General features: G+C 74.8%; 14 protein-coding genes. 12 read left to right on the top strand and 2 right to left on the bottom strand.

What is annotated here, in order from left to right; all coding sequences use genetic code 11:
- Positions 1-305: 305 nt before the first annotated feature.
- A complete protein-coding gene (locus tag C0216_RS33790; protein WP_174250325.1) occupies positions 306-458 on the top strand; it encodes a hypothetical protein in 153 nt (50 codons plus the stop codon).
- Complete coding sequence (locus C0216_RS00585) at positions 455-1624, top strand: methyltransferase domain-containing protein (RefSeq protein ID WP_174250324.1); 1170 nt, start codon at positions 455-457, stop codon at positions 1622-1624. Before C0216_RS33790 ends, C0216_RS00585 begins: the two co-directional genes overlap by 4 nt.
- Before the next feature lie 286 nt (positions 1625-1910).
- On the opposite strand, the gene C0216_RS00580 is transcribed toward C0216_RS00585, so the two are convergent.
- Positions 1911-2489, bottom strand: a complete 579-nt coding sequence (locus C0216_RS00580; protein WP_114053353.1) for an NADPH-dependent FMN reductase — start codon at positions 2487-2489, stop codon at positions 1911-1913.
- 244 nt (positions 2490-2733) lie between these two features.
- On the opposite strand from C0216_RS00580, the gene C0216_RS00575 reads away from it, so the two are divergent.
- Positions 2734-3627, top strand: coding sequence for a pirin family protein (locus tag C0216_RS00575; protein ID WP_162793090.1), 894 nt, complete (start codon positions 2734-2736; stop codon positions 3625-3627).
- Between the two features lie 148 nt (positions 3628-3775).
- On the opposite strand, the gene C0216_RS00570 is transcribed toward C0216_RS00575, so the two are convergent.
- Positions 3776-4447, bottom strand: coding sequence for a TetR/AcrR family transcriptional regulator (locus C0216_RS00570; protein ID WP_114058365.1), 672 nt, complete (start codon positions 4445-4447; stop codon positions 3776-3778).
- 162 nt (positions 4448-4609) lie between these two features.
- Between C0216_RS00570 and C0216_RS00565 the strand changes: the two genes are divergently transcribed.
- The 9 genes from C0216_RS00565 (at position 4610) to C0216_RS00525 (ending at position 17801) form a co-directional block, all read left to right on the top strand.
- Positions 4610-5164 carry an SRPBCC family protein gene (locus C0216_RS00565; RefSeq protein ID WP_114053351.1) on the top strand — a complete coding sequence of 185 codons (555 nt, stop codon included), beginning with the start codon at positions 4610-4612 and terminating at the stop codon, positions 5162-5164.
- 120 nt (positions 5165-5284) lie between these two features.
- Positions 5285-6874, top strand: coding sequence for a class I adenylate-forming enzyme family protein (locus tag C0216_RS00560; RefSeq protein ID WP_114053350.1), 1590 nt, complete (start codon positions 5285-5287; stop codon positions 6872-6874).
- A gap of 1 nt (position 6875) precedes the next feature.
- The gene (locus tag C0216_RS00555; protein ID WP_114053349.1) at positions 6876-8114 is read left to right on the top strand and encodes an FAD-dependent monooxygenase; all 1239 of its coding nucleotides are present in this window, start codon (positions 6876-6878) and stop codon (positions 8112-8114) included.
- Positions 8111-10102 (top strand): FAD/NAD(P)-binding protein, encoded by a 1992-nt coding sequence (locus C0216_RS00550; protein ID WP_114053348.1) that lies wholly within the window; start codon positions 8111-8113, stop codon positions 10100-10102. The genes C0216_RS00555 and C0216_RS00550 overlap by 4 nt, the downstream gene beginning before the upstream one ends.
- On the top strand, positions 10099-11538 hold the full coding sequence (gene pcaB, locus C0216_RS00545) for a 3-carboxy-cis,cis-muconate cycloisomerase (protein WP_114053347.1): 1440 nt from the start codon (positions 10099-10101) through the stop codon (positions 11536-11538). Before C0216_RS00550 ends, pcaB begins: the two co-directional genes overlap by 4 nt.
- Positions 11539-11592: 54 nt before the next feature.
- Complete coding sequence (locus C0216_RS00540; protein WP_114053346.1) at positions 11593-13005, top strand: MFS transporter; 1413 nt, start codon at positions 11593-11595, stop codon at positions 13003-13005.
- Complete coding sequence (locus tag C0216_RS00535) at positions 12998-15097, top strand: molybdopterin oxidoreductase family protein (RefSeq protein WP_114053345.1); 2100 nt, start codon at positions 12998-13000, stop codon at positions 15095-15097. Before C0216_RS00540 ends, C0216_RS00535 begins: the two co-directional genes overlap by 8 nt.
- Positions 15094-16584, top strand: coding sequence for an FAD-dependent oxidoreductase (locus C0216_RS00530; RefSeq protein WP_114053344.1), 1491 nt, complete (start codon positions 15094-15096; stop codon positions 16582-16584). Before C0216_RS00535 ends, C0216_RS00530 begins: the two co-directional genes overlap by 4 nt.
- A complete protein-coding gene (locus C0216_RS00525; RefSeq protein ID WP_114053343.1) occupies positions 16581-17801 on the top strand; it encodes an FAD-dependent oxidoreductase in 1221 nt (406 codons plus the stop codon). Before C0216_RS00530 ends, C0216_RS00525 begins: the two co-directional genes overlap by 4 nt.
- Positions 17802-17847 lie beyond the last annotated feature (46 nt).

Below are 17847 nucleotides of genomic sequence, written 5' to 3'. Positions count from 1 at the left end.
CCTCGCATACGGAAGGACGCGCGGAGTGCGAGGGCTGACTTCCACCCTGTGCAGCACCGTTCCTGCCGCTTCCGCGTCAGCCCAGACGGTGGGGGCGGTGCCCAAGGTCGGGTTCGGGTCGACCCCAGCAAACCGTAGCGCCATGACGGCCTTTCCCGTCAAGCCCGCCGACGGCAAAGTGGCGTGCAAACTCGCGCAAGTTGGTGGAGTCGGCTCACGCGCGCCCTCTAGCGTCCAAAGCCCGGCCCCACCAGGACGGGTCGGCGAGTGCAAACGACCAACCATCACGAGTGAAGGAGCATGGGATGCCCAAGCACGGCGGCGGCACCGGAAGCGGCCAGGGCGGCAGTCAGCAGGACGACAGCAGTAGCGGGGCCAGGCACGGCGGGGGCGGCTCGGACGAGGGCGGCAACACGTCGGACGGCTCCGGTCCCACGACGGGCAAGCAGGCACGGTGACGACACGCACCGAAGAGGTGGGCCCTTCGGGGCTCGCCTCCGCGCTCATTGCTTCGGGCGCCTTGCCACCCGACTGGCTGCCTGCCTTCAGCGCAGTCCCGAGGGACATGTTCGTTCCCGACCGCATCTGGCCCGGTATCGCGGACGGAACCCGGCAGTCCCCCGTGGTGGATCGCACGAAGGACCCGGAAGGCTGGTTCAGGGCGGTGTACGCCGATATCCCGCTGACCACTCAGTGGGACGACGGCAGCCACACCGGGGACGGGATTGGCAAGACACCGTCCAGCTCCAGTTCCCAGCCCCACATGGTGTTCTCCATGCTGGCGGATCTCGACGTGGGGGACGGGCACAGGGTCCTGGAGATCGGCACCGGGACCGGGTGGAACGCGGGGCTGCTCGCCCACCGGCTCGGCGACGAGAACGTCGTCTCTGTCGAGTTCGACCCAGGCATCGCCGAGAGGGCCGGGGAGAACCTGCGCAACGCCGGACTGTCCCCTCGACTGGTCGTGGGCGACGGCCGGAAGGGGCACCCGGGAGGATCTCCGTACGACCGCGTCATCGCGACGTGCTCGGTCCGGGAGGTTCCCGGAGCGTGGGTGGAGCAGACCGCGACCGGTGGGCTGATCGTGACGCCGTGGGGAACGCTGTACGGCGGTGAGGCGATCGTCCGACTGACCGTGCGGTGTGGAACGGCCGCCGGGCGGTTCACGCGCTCCAGTGCTTTCATGCGCCTGCGGCAGCAGCGGGCAGACCGGCCCCCGCACGGTGCCTACCTCAAGGGCCGCACGTGGCCTGCGGATGGCGCCGGCAGAACCACCGACCTGACACCGGCCGACGTGGGCGGGTGGGTGGAACAGTTCGCCATCGGGCTTCAGATGCCTGGGGCGTTCTGGTCTGTGGAGCGCTACGACGACGGCACGTACACGCTGTGGACCTACAGCACCGACACGCACTCGTGGGCGTCCGCCGACTACGTGCCGGGGGCCGACTCCTTCGCAGTGGTGCAGTCCGGCCCGCGAAGGCTGTGGGACGAGACGGAAGCCGCCTACCACTGGTGGGAGGGCCAGGGGCGGCCGGGCTTCGATCGGTTCGGCCTGACCGTGGACAGCGACGGGGAGCGGGCCTGGCTGGACTCCCCGGACCACCCTGTCCCCTCAGCGGGCTGATTACGCCGCACGCCCCATCTGTGCACCGGCCCATGGCGCATGCGCGGAACACTGCACGAACGCGGCTTCGTCAACTCCCCGCAGGATCCGGACCCCTACAGAGTCCGGGCACGCCGAAGGGCCGCCACGGGGGTGGTGGGCGGCCCTTCGGAAGGGGGGGTGTGGAGCAGCGGAGCGGCGGTCTCCGGCTTGGGGGGCGGACCGGCAGGTGAGGGTGGGGTGGGTGCTGCCGGTCCGCCGGGGGATGGGGTGAGCGGGTCGGGTCGGGTCGGGGTACGGGTCGGGGTCAGAGCGTGTTGGAGGCGAGTGCGCGGGTTTCGCGGATCTTCGTGGCGAGCGCGGCGAGCAGCTCCTGCAGGATTTCGACGGTGGTGGCGTCGGTGAGGTTGTTGGCCTGGTCGAAGCGCTCGTGGGCGCGGAAGATCTGGAGCTCCGGCTTGACGACGACCCGGGAGTCCGTCCACAGGAACATCTGGCGCAGGGCCAGTTGCGCGCGGACGGTGCCGAAGTTCGTGGGGGCGGCGCCGGCGATGGCGATGGGCTTGCCGGTGAGGGAGGAGTCGAGGGCGGGGCGGCTCGCCCAGTCCAGGGCGTTCTTGAGCACGCCGGGAATGCCGTAGTTGTACTCGGGGGTGGCGATGAACAGGCCGTCGGCCTCGGTGATGCGGCGCCGCAGGTCGGCGACGGACTCCGGCAGCGCCTCGGCTTCCACGTCGCCGTCGTACGGCGGGATGTCCCGCAGGCCCTCGTAGACCTCGATGTCCAGGCCGCCCGGGGCGAACTTCCGGGCGGCGCGCACGAGGGCGCTGTTGTACGAGGCCGCGCGCAGGCTGCCGGAGATGGCGAGGATCCTGAGATCGGTCATGGGCTGTCCTTCCGCAGGGGCATGCGCAGCGCACGGCGGGGGCGGCCGGGGCCGTCCGCATGCCCCTGCGAGTGCGTGGTGGGCGTCGGTGGGGATGGCAGGAGTGTGGGCGGGGGCGCACCCGCGGGACAACAGGGCCCGTCGGTATCTGTCAGTTGCCGAGAACCTTGCCTCAACTGAACTGAACTGTATAGTTCACCGCAATGGGAGGGACGACCCCGTACACACGACGAGAGAAGGCATCATGACCACCCTGGGTTCCGCCGTCACCGCGGCCACCGCGATCCGCTCGGTGGCCGACGTCCTGCAGCCGCTCCACACGCTGGAGGGCGAGGGGTACCCGGTCCGCCGCGCGTTTCCGACGCCGCAGATCCCCTTCCTCGACCCCTTCCTGACGGTCGACCAGGCGGGCCCGGCGCATCTCGGGCCGGGTGAGGCCAAGGGCGCGCCCGACCGCCCGTACCGCGGCTTCGAGACCCTCACCTACGTCCTGGAGGGGGCCCTGGAGTGCGCCGACTCGACCGGCTCGCGCGCCGCCCTCGCCCCGGGGGACGTGCACCGGCTGACCGCCGCCGCCGGCGTCGTCCACTCGGTGGAGCCGGCGCCGGCGCTCCTGGAGGCGGGAGGCCTCCAGCACCACCTCCAGCTGTGGGTGAACGTGCCCGCCGCGTACAAGGGGGCCCGGCCGCGCGCCGAGCACCTGGCGGCGGACCGGATCCCGGTCGTGCGCAGGCTCGACGGCTCCTGGTTCAAGGTGATCGCCGGCACGGCGCTGGGCGTGGCCGGACCGGTCGGGACGCCGACGCCCGTGACCGTCGTCCACGCCTGCCTCGCGCCGGGCGAGAGCGCCCGCCTGCCCGCGCCCGCGGGATGGAACACGGCGGTGTACGTGCTCTCCGGCAGCGGCGCCGTGGGCACGGCAGAGGTCTTCGACGGCGACCTGGCCGTCCTCGCGGACGACGGCGGGGCCGTACGGCTCGCGGGCGGGCCGGTCGGCGCCGACCTGCTCTTCCTGAGCGGCCTGCCGATCGGCGAACCGGTCGTCCGCAGCGGGCCGTTCGTCATGAACAGCGCCGAGGAGATCGAGCAGGCCTTCGACGACTACGCCTGCGACCGCCTCGGCCGCTACGACAGCTGACGCCCGAGCCCGCCCCGCCGTACGCGGAACCCCCCGGTGCTGCACCGCCCGGGGGGTTCCGCGCGCTGCCGTACGGGTCCCCCCGCAGCCGCCGCCGGCCGTACGGGGCCCGCCGCGGCGGCAGCGGGGCCCGTACGGAAGGCAGGGCTCAGGCGCCGGTGCCGTACTGGTTGAGGAACATGTCCACCCCGCCCTGGATCAGCCGCTCGCCGAGCTCCTCCCCGAGGTGGGTCCCGTACACCCCGTAGACCAGGTGCGGGGAGAGCACCAGCCCGGACAGCTGGAGCACGGCCAGCTCCATGTCCGGGATGCGCAGCAGCCCGCGCTCGTCCAGCCGGCCCAGCGCGGCGGCGAGGGCGGCGTGCTGGCGGCCCGGGCCCTCCTCCTGCCAGGTGCGGCCGAGCTCCGGGAAGCGGTGCCGCTCGCCGGCGATGACGTTGCGCAGCGCGAGGACGTCCGGCGTGGTCAGGCCGGCCACCCAGGTGCGGCAGGCCTCCACGAGGTCGGCGCGGACGTCGTCGGACTCGGCGAGGCGGGCCTGTATCACCGACTGGGCGACTTCCAGGGCCTCGTCGAGGGTCTGCCCGATGACGGCGTTGAAGAGGTTCTCCTTGCTGCCGAAGTGGTTGTAGACGGTGACCTTGGAGACGCCGGCCTCGGCGGCGAGCTGGTCCACGCCGGCCCCGAAGCCCTCGCGCAGGAAGACCGTGCGGGCGGCGGCCAGGATGGCCTGCCGCTTGCGTGCGGCCCGGGCACCGGTGGGCGCTCCCGCGGGGGCTGCGGCGGGCCGCGCGGTCTCGGCGGTGCTGTGTGCGGTCATGGCGCTCATCCCAACTCTCTCCGGCTGCGGGCCCAGTCTAGAACCGAACTGAACTGTACCGTTGCGTTCAGTTGAACTGAACTGTATGGTTCATCTAGCCGGGCCGCCAAGAAGGGGGCCGCAGACGGCAGTCGGAACGTCCCACCGCAGGAGGAAGCAGACATGAGCGGCACCCAGAACCCCCTCTTCAGGTCGCGGGCCCAGGTCCACGTCGCCGCCACCCCGGCCGAGGTCTACGCCGCGGTCAGCGACCTGGCCCGGATGGGCGAATGGAGCCCCGAGTGCCTCGGCGGCGAGTGGACGACCGGCGAGCCGGGCGCCGTCGGCTCCGTCTTCCGCGGCGACAACGAGCGCGCCGAGGACGTCGTCGCCTGGGCGCCGGTGGTCCGCGGCCGGTGGACCACCTACGCCGAGGTCGTCGCCGCCGAGCCGGGCCGCACCTTCCAGTGGGCCATGCACAACAGCAAGGGCGAGAAGCAGGACAGCGTCTGGGGCTTCACCATCGAGCCCGACGGCGAGGGCACCCTGCTGGTCCACCACTTCCGGATGGGCGCCGCCACCGAGGGCATCCAGGGCATCACCGCCGAGATGGACGACGCCCGCAAGCAGCAGTTCTTCGCCGAGTGGGGCGACAAGGTCGCCGGCGACCTCGCCGAGACCCTCGGCCGCATCAAGGTCGTCATCGAGAAGGAAGCTGCCTCGCAGCAGCAGGCCTGAGCCCCGCCGCCGCCCCGCACCCCGGCCGCCCCGCACCCGCGCCGCACCGGCCGCACCCCGCCGCACCCGGCTCCCGCCGCCCCGGCCCCCATCCGCACGTCACGTGAGAAAGGCAAGGCGATGATCCTCCAGCGCATCGGCAACAAGGGCATCCGACTCGGCACGCTCTTCGAGCGGGCCGCCAGGAAGCACCCGACGAACGTCGTGATCCTCGACCACGACCTGGACATAGCCCCGCAGCTGGGGCGCCGGGCGACGGTGGCGGAGGTCGCCGACCTCATCGACGACATGGCCTCCCGGCTCTGGGCCGCCAACGTCCGCCCCAGCCGCCGCGTGGTGGTCTACAAGTCGGACGGCTTCGACATCACCCTCCTCGCCTGCGCCGCCGTCCGCATCGGCGCCGTCCCGGTGCTGCTGTCGCCGAAGCTGGACGGGGAGACCGTCGCCGAGCTGGTCCGCCGCACCGACCAGCCCTACCTCCTCACCGACCAGAACAAGCTGGAGACGGAGCTGCCGGCCTCGGTCTTCGAGGAGGCCGAGCAGGTCCTGCTCACCTCCGGCAGCTACAAGGAGGCCGTCGAGCTCGCCTCCCTCGCCGGCTCCCCCCGCGTACCCGCCGTCACCATGCCGCCCGAGCACCCCACCCTGATCACCCACACGTCCGGCACCACCGGCACCCCCAAGCTCGCCGTCCACACCGGAGCCACCCTCCAGGCGCGCTACCGCCCGCAGGCCGCCATCACCAAGCCGCTGCTCCCGGGCCGCGAGACCATCGCAATGCACGTCTCCTTCGTCCACTCCCGGCTGATCACCGCCCTCGCCATCTCCCTCTTCCGCGGCTACCCGATCGTCGTCCTCGCCGACTCCGACCCCCGCAAGGCCGCCGACCTCTTCGCGCAGCTGCGCCCCGGCATCCTGGAGGCGCACCCCAACTCCTTCATGGAGTGGGAGGAGCTGGCGGACGACCCGCGCAAGCCCCTCGCCAACGTCAAGCTGTTCTCCAGCACCTTCGACGCCATCCACCCGCGCACCGTGCAGCGGCTGCTGGCCGCCACCGAGCGCACCGCCCCCGTCTTCGGCCAGCTGTACGGGCAGAGCGAGATCGGCCCGGCCGTCGCCCGCTCCTTCTCCCGCCGCCGCGGGCTCGACGCCGACGGCCGCTGCGTGGGCATGCCCTTCCCCGGCATGACCGACGTACGCGTCGTCAGCCGCAACGGCCTGCCGGTGTCCGAGACGAACCCGGGCTTCATCGAGGTCAAGAGCGACGGCCGGATCGTCACCTACCTCGGCGAGCAGGAGCGCTACGACAAGCAGGTCAACGACGGCTGGTGGCGGATGGGCGACGTCGGCTACCGCACCAAGTGGGGCTGCGTGCACCTGCTCGACCGCGAGGTCGACATGATCGAGGGCTTCGGCTCGACCCTCGCCGCCGAGGACACCCTCTTCACCCGGCTCGAAGAGCTCTCCGAGGTCATCATCATCCCCGACGAGTCCGGCCGGGCCGTGCCCATCGTCTGCACCCGCGACGACAAGCCGATCGACCCCGCCGCCTGGAAGGCCGCCACCGCCGGGCTCCCCCCGATGGCCGAGCCCGTCCAGTGGCGCCAGTCCGACCTCCCGCAGACCGCCACCACCAAGATCAAGCGGCTGGAGCTCGCCCGCCTGATCGCCGCCGGCACCACGTCCCAGCTCATCGAGGAGAAGATCTGACATGGCGAAGCTCATCATCGTCGGCGGCGGCATCGGCGGACTCGCTGCGGCCCTGGCCGTCGCCCGGCAGGGACACGGGGTCCTCGTCCTGGAACGCGCCCCGCAGTTCGCGGAGATAGGCGCCGGCATCCAGCTCGCCCCGAACGGCCTGCACGCCCTCGACCGGCTCGGCCTCGGCGACGCCGTCCGCTCCACCGCCGTCCAGATGGACGAACTCCGCTTCATGGACGGCGTCACCGGCGAGCGCGTCGCCGGCCTCGACCTGACCGAGGCCTACCGGGAGCGGTTCGGGAACCCGTACGCGGTCGTCCACCGCGCCGAACTGCACACCAAGCTGCTGGAGGCCTGCCGGGCCGCCGAGGGCATCGAACTGCGCAGCGCCGCCACCGCGACCGGCTACGAGCAGGACGCCGCGGGCGCCACCGTCGTCCTGGAGGACGGCGAGCGCCTCACCGCCGACGCCCTGATCGGCGCCGACGGCATCCACTCCGCGATCCGCGGCCAGCTCGTCGGCGACGGCGCCCCCCGCAACTCCGGGATCACCGTCTACCGGGCGATCATCCCGATGGAGCAGGTCCCCGAGGAGCTGAGGCACCTGACATCCGTCACCTGGTGGACCGGGCCCGGCTGCCACTTCGTGCACTACCCGATCGCCGGCGGCAAGTACCTGAACCTCGCCGCGAGCAGCGACAACAAGGCCGTCGAGGCCGTCGCCGGGGTCCCCGCGACCGACGGCGACATCCGCCGCGAGTTCGCCTCGCTCGGCGAGGACGCCCAGCGCCTGCTCGCCCTCGGCGAGGGCTGGAAGTCCTGGGTCCTGGTCGACCGCGACCCCGTCGACACCTGGACCGACGGCCGGGTCGCCCTGCTCGGCGACGCCGCCCACCCGATGCTCCACTACGTCGCCCAGGGCGCCTGCCAGGGCCTGGAGGACGCCGTCGTCCTCGGCGACCTCCTCGACTGCGGCGCCGGCGAACTCCCGCAGCGCTTCGAGAAGTTCAACGCCGAGCGGCGCGAGCGCACCGGCCGGATCCAGCTCCTGGCCCGGGAGAGCATCAAGCTCTGGCACACCTCCGGCGCGGCCGCCTCCGACCGCAACGCCGTCCTGGCCGGCTTCAGCCGGGACGAGCTCCACGACTACGTCGCCTGGATGCACGGGCACCGCACCGACGACACCGCCACCGCCGCCACCGCCGCCACCGCCGCCGCCCTCACCGCCCCGAACGGAGACCAGCGATGACCACGACCCCGAACCACGTGCAGGTGGCCCTCATCGGGGTGGGCCCCCGCGGCCTGTCCGTCCTGGAGCGGCTGTGCGCCAACGAGCGGCACGCCCCCTCGCACGACGCGGTCACCGTCCACGTCGTCGACCCCTCGGCACCCGGCGCCGGCCAGGTCTGGCGCTCCGACCAGTCCCAGCACCTGCTGATGAACACGGTCGCCTCCCAGATCACCGTCTACACCGACGACAGCGTCCGCACCGCGGGCCCCATCGAGCCCGGCCCGAGCCTGTACGAGTGGGCGACAGGCCTCGCCGCGGCGGACGGCGCGGACGGCGCCGACCCGGCCGTCGTCGCCGAGGCCCGCCGCCTGGGCCCGAACACCTACCCCAGCCGCGCCTTCTACGGCGGCTACCTGCGGGCCGCGTTCGAACGGGTCGTCGCCGGCGCCCCCGCCCACGTCACCGTGCAGGTGCACCGCTCGCGGGCGGTGGCCATGGCCGACACCCTCGGCATCCCCGGCGGCCCGCAGGGCATCCGGCTGGAGGACGGCACCCGCCTCGACGCCCTCGACGCGATCGTCCTGGCCCAGGGGCACGTCCCGGCCCGGCTCACCCCGCGCGAGGCGAAGACCGCGAGCCTCGCCCGGATCCACCACCTGCGCTACTTCACCCCCGCCAACCCGGCCGACCTCGACCTCGACAGCGTCCTGCCCGGCGAGAACGTCCTGCTGCGCGGCCTCGGCCTGAACTTCTTCGACCACATGGCCCTCTTCACCGCCGGCCGCGGCGGCAGCTTCACCCGCGGCGAGGACGGCCGCCTCACCTACCACCCCTCGGGCAGGGAGCCCGTCCTGTACGCGAGTTCGCGCCGGGGCATCCCCTACCACGCCCGCGGCGAGAACGAGAAGGGCGCCTACGGCCGCTACCTGCCGCGGCTGCTGACCCCGCAGCGCATCGAGGAGCTGCGCGCCCGCTCCGCGGACGGCGAGGGCATCGGCTTCACCGCCGACCTGTGGCCGCTGATCTCCCGCGAGACCGAGAGCGTCTACTACGGCACCCTGCTCCAGGCCCGCGGCCGAGGCGACGAGCGCGAGGGCTTCACCCGCCGCTTCCTGTCCCTGGAGGACGCCGCCGACCGGGACTCCCTGCTGGACGTGTACGGCATCGAAGCGGCCGACCGCTGGAGCTGGGAGGCGCTCTCCCGGCCGTACGGCGACCGCGAGTTCGCCGACCGCGAGGACTTCCGGCAGTGGCTCACCGCCTACCTGGAGCGCGACGTCGCCGCGGCCCGCGCCGGCAACCTCAGCGGGCCGCTCAAGGCAGCCCTGGACGTCCTGCGCGACCTGCGCAACGAGATCCGCCTCGCCGTCGACCACGGCGGCCTGACCGCCGACTCGCACCGCGACGACCTGGAGGGCTGGTACACGCCGCTCAACGCCTTCCTCTCCATCGGCCCGCCGGCCTCCCGCATCGAGGAGATGATCGCGCTGATCGAGGCCGGGGTGCTCGTCCTGACCGGCCCCGGCACCGAGATCCGCGTCGACACCTCCTCCGGGCAGGCCGCGTTCACCGCCGCCTCGCGCACCGTCCCGGGCCCGCCGGTCCGCGCCGGGGTGCTGATCGAGGCCCGGCTGCCCGAGCCCGACCTGCGGCGCACCGACGACCCGCTGCTGCGCCACCTGCTCGACACCGAGCAGTGCACCACCTACCGGATCTCCGGTCCGGGCGGCGCGGGTTACGAGTCCGGCGGCCTCGCCGTCACCGAGCGCCCGTACCGGCTCCTCGACGCCCGCGGCCTCGCCCACCCGCGCCGGTTCGCGTACGGCGTGCCCACCGAGTCCGTGCACTGGGTCACCGCGGCCGGCATCCGCCCGGGCGTCGACTCCGTCACCCTCGGCGACTCGGACGCCATCGCCCGCTCGGTGCTCGCCCTGCCGCCCGCCGCGGCCGTCCCGGCCGGGGTGTCGCTGCCCGCCGAGACCGACCTGACCGGGGTCCTCGTATGAGCACCGCAGGCAGCGACGCGCTCACCGACGCGGGGCTGCTGTCCCCGGTGCGCGCCGGCACCCCGGCGGAGGAGGCCGTCTCCGACCTCGCCTGGCTCCAGGCGATGCTGGACGCCGAGGCCGCCCTGGCCCGGGCGCAGGCCCGGCTCGGGACGCTCCCCGAGGCCGCCGCGAAGACCATCACCGGCTGCGCCCGCGCCGACCGGCTGGACCTGCGCGCGCTGGCCCTGGCGGCGCGGGAGACCGCGAACCCGGTGGTCGGGCTGGTCCAGGCGCTGACCCGGGTGGTCGCCGCCGAGGACCCGGCCGCCGCCGAGTACGTCCACCGCGGCTCCACCAGCCAGGACGTCCTCGACACCGGGGCCATGCTGGTCGCCGCCCGCACGCTGCGCCTGGTCCGCGCCGACCTGGCCCGCACCGCCGCGGCGCTGGGGCGGCTGGCCGCGGAGCACCGGGACACGGCGATGCCGGGCCGGACGCTGGCCCTGCAGGCGGTGCCGACCACCTTCGGGCTGAAGGCGGCGGGCTGGCGGCAGCTGGTCCTCGACGCCGGGGAGCGGCTGGGCCGCGTCGCGGACGGCGGACTGCCGGTCTCCCTCGGCGGGGCGGCCGGAACGCTGGCCGGCTACCTGGAGTACGCCCGCATCGACGGCGGCGCCGGGGAGCAGCCGGAGGGCGTCGGATACGCGGAGCGGCTGGCGGAGGCGTTCGCCGCCGAGACGGGCCTGGCCCGGCCCGCGCTGCCCTGGCACGCGCTGCGCACGCCGGTCGCGGACCTCGCCTCGGCGCTGGGGTTCGCCGCGGGGGCGCTCGGGAAGATCGCCGTGGACGTGCAGAACCTGTCCCGGACGGAGGTCGGCGAGGTCGCCGAGCCGGCCGCGGCGGGGCGGGGCGCCTCCTCGGCCATGCCGCACAAGCGCAACCCGGTGCTCAGCACGCTGCTGCGCAGTGCCGCCCTCCAGGTGCCGGTGCTGGCGGCCGGGCTGGTGCAGTGCCTGGTCTCGGAGGACGAGCGCTCCGCCGGCGCCTGGCACGCCGAGTGGCAGCTGCTGCGCGAGTGCCTGCGGCTGGTCGGCGGCGCCGCGCACACGGCGGCGGAGCTCGCCGAGGGGCTGACGGCGCGGCCCGATCGGATGCGCGCGAACCTGCTGCTGACGGGCAGCCAGGTGGTCTCGGAGCGGATCGCGGCGGTGCTGGCGCCGGAGCTGGGGAAGGCGGCGGCCAAGCAGCTGCTGACGCGGGCGTCCGCGGCGGCGGAGGAGGGCGGCCTGCCGCTGCACGAGGTGCTGGCCGCGGAGCCGGCGCTCCAAGGGCGCTGGAGCGAGGGCGAGTTGGCGGGGCTGTGCGATCCGGGGGCGTACACGGGCGGGGCGGGCGCGCTGGTGGACCGGGCGCTGGAACGGCCCGGGCCGACGCTTGAGATTCAACTGAACTGAACTGTATAGTTCAAGACATCAGACGCCGCGCACCGAGCAGAAAGCCGAGGAGCCATGACGCCGCCGCCCGCACGTCCCGCAACCGGACGCTGGATCGAGGACTGGGACCCCGAGGACGAGGACTTCTGGCAGCGCAGCGGCCGCCGCACCGCCCGCCGCAACCTCGCCCTCTCCGTCCTCGCCGAGCACATCGGCTTCTCGGTGTGGAGCATGTGGTCCGTCCTCGTGCTCTTCATGTCGCCCGAGATCGGCTTCGCCTTCACCCCCTCCGAGAAGTTCCTCCTCGTGGTCGTCCCGACCCTGGTCGGCGCGGCCCTGCGGCTCCCGTACAGCTACGCCGTCACCCGCTTCGGCGGCCGCAACTGGACCGTCTTCGCCTCGGCCGTCCTCCTCGTCCCCGCCCTCGCCGCCTTCTGGTTCATCAGACAGCCGGGCACCGACCTGTGGGTCTTCCTCCTCATCGGGGCGCTGTGCGGGCTCGGCGGCGGCAACTTCGCCTCCTCGATGACGAACATCACCGCCCTCTTCCCGCAGCGCCTCCAGGGCTGGGCCCTCGGCATCAACGCCGGCGGCGGCAACCTCGGCGTCGCCGCCGTCCAGCTGATCGGCCTGCTCGTCCTGGCCACCGCCGGCAGCGCCCACCCCTCGTACGTCATCGCCGCCTACCTGCCGCTGATCGTGGTCTCCTCGGTCCTCGCGGCCTGGAAGATGGACAACTTCGCGGCCGTGCGCGGCGCGCCCGGCGCCCAGCGCGAGGCCGCCCGCAACCCGCACACCTGGATCATCTCCCTCCTCTACGTCGGCACCTTCGGCTCCTTCATCGGCTACGGCTTCGCCTTCGGCCTCGTCCTGCAGAGCCAGTTCGGCGCCACCCCCTTCGAGGCCGCGCAGTACACCTTCCTCGGGCCGCTCCTCGGCTCCTTCTTCCGGCCCGTCGGCGGCCTGCTCTCCGACCGGTTCGGCGGGGCGCGCGTCACCCTGGCCACCTTCTGCGCGATGGCCGCCGGGACCGGCCTGCTGCTGATGGCCTCCGCGCAGTCCTCGTACGCCCTGTTCCTCGGCGGCTTCACCCTGCTGTTCGTCCTGACCGGCATAGGCAACGGCTCGACGTACAAGCTGATCCCCGCGGTCTTCGCCCGGCAGGCGCAGGACGCCGTCACCTCCGGGCGGGACGCCGAGCAGGCCTTCGCCCGGGCCCGCCGCCTCTCCGGCGCGGTCGTCGGCATCGCCGGGGCCGTCGGCGGGCTCGGCGGAGTCGGCGTGAACCTCGTCTTCCGCAGCGCCTACAGCGGCCCCGTGAAATCCGGCGAGCCGGCCTTCACCGCCTTCCTCGCCTTCTACGCCGTCTGCATCCTCACCACCTGGGCGGTCTACCTCCGCCGCCGCCCCGCTGCCCCCGCCGGGGACGGCCGGGACGCCGCCGCGGCCGCCGCCGGCTCCGCCCGCACGGAGGCCTCCCGTGTCTGAGACCGCCACCCACTGCCCCTACTGCGCCCTCCAGTGCGGCACCCGCCTCTCGCACGACGCCGGGCGCACCGCCGTCCGCCCCGACGCCGCCTTCCCCGTCAACCAGGGCGGCCTGTGCCAGAAGGGCTGGACCGCCCCCGCGCTCCTCGACACCCCCGGCCGCCTCACCCGGCCGCTGGTCCGCGGCGCGGACGGCCGGCTCGCCCCCGCCGGCTGGGACGAGGCCCTCGACCTGGTCGCCGGCCGGCTGGAGCGGATCCGCGCCGAGCACGGCGCCGACGCGGTCGGCGTCTTCGGCGGCGGCGGCCTCACCAACGAGAAGGCCTACCAGCTCGGCAAGTTCGCCCGCGTCGCCCTCGGCACCAGCCAGATCGACTACAACGGCCGGTTCTGCATGTCCTCCGCGGCCGCCGCCGGCTCCGCCGCGTTCGGCCTCGACCGCGGCCTGCCCTTCCCCGTCACCGACCTCGCCGCCGCCGACGCGGTCCTCCTCGCCGGCGCCAACCCGGCCGAGACGATGCCCCCGCTGATGCGCCACCTCGCCGGACCGCGGCTCATCGTCATCGACCCCCGCCGCACCCCCACCGCCGAGGCCGCCGCCCTCCACCTCCAGCCCACCCCCGGCACCGACCTCGCCCTCGCCCTCGGCCTGCTCCACCTCGCCGTCACCGAGGGCCGCGCCGACCGGGACTACCTCGACAAGCGCACCACCGGCTTCGACGCCGCCTGGCGGCGGGCCGCCGCCTGGTGGCCCGAGCGCGTCGAACGCGTCACCGGCGTCCCCGTCGCCGAGATGCGCGAGGCCGTCGACCTCCTCGCCGGCGCGGCGCGGGCGTACGTCCTGACCGGCCGCGGAGCCGAACAGCACAGCAAGGGCACCGACACCGTCGCCGCGTTCATCAACCTCGCCCTCACCCTGGGCCTGCCCGGCCGCGAGGGCAGCGGCTACGGCTGCCTCACCGGCCAGGGCAACGGCCAGGGCGGCCGCGAACACGGCCAGAAGGCCGACCAGCTCCCCGGCTACCGCATGCTCGCCGACCCGGCCGCCCGCGCCCACGTCGCCTCCGTGTGGGGCGTCGACCCCGACGCCCTGCCCGGCCCCGGCCGCAGCGCCTACGAACTCCTCGACTCCCTCGGCAGCGGAGGCGGACCCCGCGCCCTCCTCGTCTTCGGCTCCAACCCCGCCGTCTCCGCGCCCCGCGCCGCCAGCATCGCCGACCGGCTCGCCTCCCTCGACCTGCTCGTCGTCGCCGACTTCGTACCCTCCGAGACCGCCGAACTCGCCGACGTCGTCCTCCCCGTCACCCAGTGGGCCGAGGAAGAGGGCACCATGACCAACCTGGAGGGCCGCGTACTGCGCCGCCGCAGACTCCTGCCCCCGCCCGGCGAAGCCCGCAGCGACCTCGACGTGCTCCACGGCATCGCCGTCCGCCTCGGCCAGGACCCCGCCCGCTTCCCGACCGAACCCCGCACCGTCTTCGAGGAGTTGCGCCGCGCCTCCGCCGGCGGCCGCGCCGACTACTCCGGCATCAGCTGGGAACGCCTCGACGCCGGCGAGGCACTGCACTGGCCCTGCCCCGAGGCCCCCGCCGGCGCCGCCCCCCACCCGGGCACGCCGCGGCTCTTCCTCGACGCCTTCGCCCACCCCGACGGACTCGCCCGCTTCGCCGAGGTCGAGCACCGCGACGCCGCCGAGACCCCCGACGCCGCATACCCGCTGTACGCCACGACCGGCCGGGTCCTCGCCCACTACCAGTCCGGGGCGCAGACCCGCCGGGTCCCCGAACTCGCCGCGGCCGCCCCCGGGTCGTTCGTCGAAATCCACCCCGACACCGCGGCCCGCCTCGGCCTGCGCGACGGCCGCCCCGCCCGGGTCTCCTCGACCCGCGGCAGCACCCTCGCCACCGTCCGCCTCGTCCCCTCTCTGCGCACCGACACCGTGTTCCTGCCGTTCCACTTCGCCGGCGCCGGCCGCGCCAACCTGATCACCTCGGCGGCCCTCGACCCGCGCAGCCGGATGCCCGAGTTCAAGGTCTGCGCCGTACGCGTCGAGCCCGCCGAGGCCGCCGAGGCCGCGGGGGCACGGCCGTGAGCGCCGGCGACGTCCTCGTCGTCGGCGGCGGCAGCGCCGCCCACCGGTTCACCGAGCGGCTCCACCACCACGGCCACCGCGGCGGACTGACCGTGCTCGGCGCCGAACCGGCCGCCCCCTACCACCGGGTCCTCCTCACCTCCGTCCTGGACGGGACGCTGCCGCCCGCCGCGCTGGACCTGCCCGCCCTGCCGGACGGGGTCCGGATGCGCACCGGGACCACCGCCGTCCGCATCGACCGCGCCCGCCGCCTCGTCCGCGCCGACGACGGCTCCGTCCACCGCTACGACACCCTCGTCCTGGCCACCGGGGCCCGCCCCGCCCTTCCCCGGATCCCCGGGCTGCCCCGCCCCGGCACCTCGGACGCGGTCACCGCCCTGCGCACCCTCGCCGACGCCGAACGCGTCCTGCGCGCCGCGCCGGACGCCCGGCGCACCGTCGTCCTGGGCGGCGGGCTCCTCGGTGTGGAGGCCGCGGCCGCGCTGACCCGGGCCGGGCACGAGGTGGCGCTCGTCCACCGCGGGCCCCACCCCCTGGACCGGCACCTGGACGCCGCCGCCGGAAGGCTGCTCGCCGGCCGGCTGGCCGGCCTGGGCGTGGAGCTCCACTGCGGGCGGCAGGCCGCCGCGTACTGCGCCGGCAAGCTCACCCTCGACGACGGCGCCGTCCTGGCCGCCGACACCCTCCTGCTGTGCACCGGCGCCGTGCCCGAGACGGCCCTGGCCCGCCGGGCCGGCCTCGCCGTCGGCACCGGGGTGCTCGTCGACGGGCGGCTGCGCACCGACGACCCGCACATCCACGCCATCGGCGACTGCGCCGAACACCCGGGCGCCGCGGCCGGACACCTCGAACCCGCCTGGGAACAGGCGGAGTCGCTGGCCCGGCAGCTGACCGGGGCCGGGCCGCGCGAGGCCGGCTACCGGGGCACCCGGCGCGTCACCCGGCTGCGGGTGCCCGGCATCGACCTGGTCCGCCTCGGCGGACGGCCCGCCGCCGGCCCGGACGCCGACGGCAGCCCGGGCGGCCGCAGCGGTTCCGGCGCCGGCGCGGGGGCCGGCGCGGGCGCGGGGGCCGGCGCGGGCGCCGCCGCCGAAGTGGTCACCGTCGCCGACCCGGCGCGCGGCCGGTACGCCCGGCTCACCCTGCACGGGCAGCGCGTCACCGACGCGGTGCTGCTGGGACTGCCCCGGGCCATCGCCGCCCTGAGCCGGCTCCACGAGCGCGGCCTGCCGGTCCCGGCCGGCCGCCTGGAGTTCCTGCTCGGCATCGAACCGGCGCCGCCGGGCGCCGACGAGCTCCCCGGCGACGCCGTCGTCTGCCGCTGCAACAACGTCACCAAGCACGCCGTCACCGAGGCCTGCCGGGCCGGCGCCGCCGACGTGGCGCAGGTCGCCGCCGCGACCCGCGCCACCACCGGCTGCGGCGGCTGCACGAGCACCGTGCGCGCGCTGTGCGGGACGGCCCGGACCGGAGGAAGCACGTCATGACAGGGAAGACCCGCACGCTCGTGGTGGCCGGACACGGCATGGCCGGCCACCGCCTGGTGGAGGAGCTCCGCACGCTGGACACGGCGGGCTCCTGGCGGGTGGTGGTCCTCGCCGAGGAGCCGCACGCCGCGTACGACCGGGTGGCGCTCTCCTCGTACCTGGACGGGCGCAGCGCCGCCGACCTCAGCCTGCCCGCCCCCGGCCTCACGTCCGACCCGCGGGTGTCGCTCCGGCTCGCCACGGCCGCCGCCTCGATCGACCGCGCCGCCCGTACCGTGACCACCACCGCGGGCGACACCATCGGCTACGACGCCCTGGTCCTGGCCACCGGCTCGAAGCCGTTCGTCCCCCCGGTGCCGGGCCGCGACCTGCCGGGCTGCTTCACGTACCGCACCCTCGCCGACCTCGACGCGATCCGGGAGGCGGCCGCGCCCGGCCGACCCGGCGTGGTCGTCGGCGGCGGCCTGCTGGGCCTGGAAGCGGCCAACGCACTGCGGCTGCTCGGCATGGAACCGCACGTCGTGGAACTCGCCCCGCGCCTGATGCCGGTGCAGGTGGACGCGGCCGGCGGCGGCGTCCTCGGGCGGCGGGTGGCACAGCGCGGGCTGCACGCCCACTGCGGGGTCGCGACCGCATCGGTCCAGGCGGGCCCGGACGGCCGCGCCGCCGGAGTGTCCCTGGCGGACGGCACCGTACTGGAGGCGTCCGTGGTGGTCTTCTCCGCCGGCGTGCGCCCCCGCGACGAACTGGCCGCCCCGGCGGACCTGGACCGCGGGGAACGCGGCGGCTTCCTGGTCGACGCGCTGTGCCGCACACAGGACAGCCGCATCTGGGCGATCGGGGAGTGCGCGGCCGTTTCGGGCCGCTGCCACGGCCTGGCCGCCCCCGGCTACCGCATGGCCGAATCGGTGGCCCGGCAGCTGCTGGGCCTGGGCGGGGAGGCCTTCGGGGAGCCGGACATGTCGACGCGCCTGAAACTGCTCGGTGTGGAGGTGGCGAGCTTCGGCGACGCCCACGCCGGCACCGCAGGCTCCCTCGAACTGAGCCGCCTGGACGAGACGCGGGGCACGTACGCCAAGGTCGTCCTCGGCGCCGACTGCCGGACCCTCCTCGGCGGCATCCTGGTCGGCGACGCCCGGGCCTACGCCGACCTCCTCCCCTACGTGGGCCGCCCCGCCCCCTCGGCCGCCCACCGCCTCCTGGCCCCCGCGTCCTGACCCCCCGCGCCGTGGCCCCCTCAGGCCGCCCCTCAGCCCAACCGGC

The sequence above is a fragment of the Streptomyces globosus genome (assembly GCF_003325375.1).
GTDB lineage: Bacteria > Actinomycetota > Actinomycetes > Streptomycetales > Streptomycetaceae > Streptomyces > Streptomyces globosus_A.
This window is presented reverse-complemented; position numbering and strand designations above follow the sequence as displayed.

Coding starts and splice junctions, on each gene's coding strand:
- C0216_RS33790 (WP_174250325.1), top strand. CDS start 306: ATGCCCAAGCACGGCGGCGGCACCGGAAGCGGCCAGGGCGGCAGTCAG.
- C0216_RS00580 (WP_114053353.1), bottom strand. CDS start 2,489: ATGACCGATCTCAGGATCCTCGCCATCTCCGGCAGCCTGCGCGCGGCC.
- C0216_RS00575 (WP_162793090.1), top strand. CDS start 2,734: ATGACCACCCTGGGTTCCGCCGTCACCGCGGCCACCGCGATCCGCTCG.
- C0216_RS00570 (WP_114058365.1), bottom strand. CDS start 4,447: ATGACCGCACACAGCACCGCCGAGACCGCGCGGCCCGCCGCAGCCCCC.
- C0216_RS00565 (WP_114053351.1), top strand. CDS start 4,610: ATGAGCGGCACCCAGAACCCCCTCTTCAGGTCGCGGGCCCAGGTCCAC.
- C0216_RS00560 (WP_114053350.1), top strand. CDS start 5,285: ATGATCCTCCAGCGCATCGGCAACAAGGGCATCCGACTCGGCACGCTC.
- C0216_RS00555 (WP_114053349.1), top strand. CDS start 6,876: ATGGCGAAGCTCATCATCGTCGGCGGCGGCATCGGCGGACTCGCTGCG.
- C0216_RS00550 (WP_114053348.1), top strand. CDS start 8,111: ATGACCACGACCCCGAACCACGTGCAGGTGGCCCTCATCGGGGTGGGC.
- pcaB (WP_114053347.1), top strand. CDS start 10,099: ATGAGCACCGCAGGCAGCGACGCGCTCACCGACGCGGGGCTGCTGTCC.
- C0216_RS00540 (WP_114053346.1), top strand. CDS start 11,593: ATGACGCCGCCGCCCGCACGTCCCGCAACCGGACGCTGGATCGAGGAC.
- C0216_RS00525 (WP_114053343.1), top strand. CDS start 16,581: ATGACAGGGAAGACCCGCACGCTCGTGGTGGCCGGACACGGCATGGCC.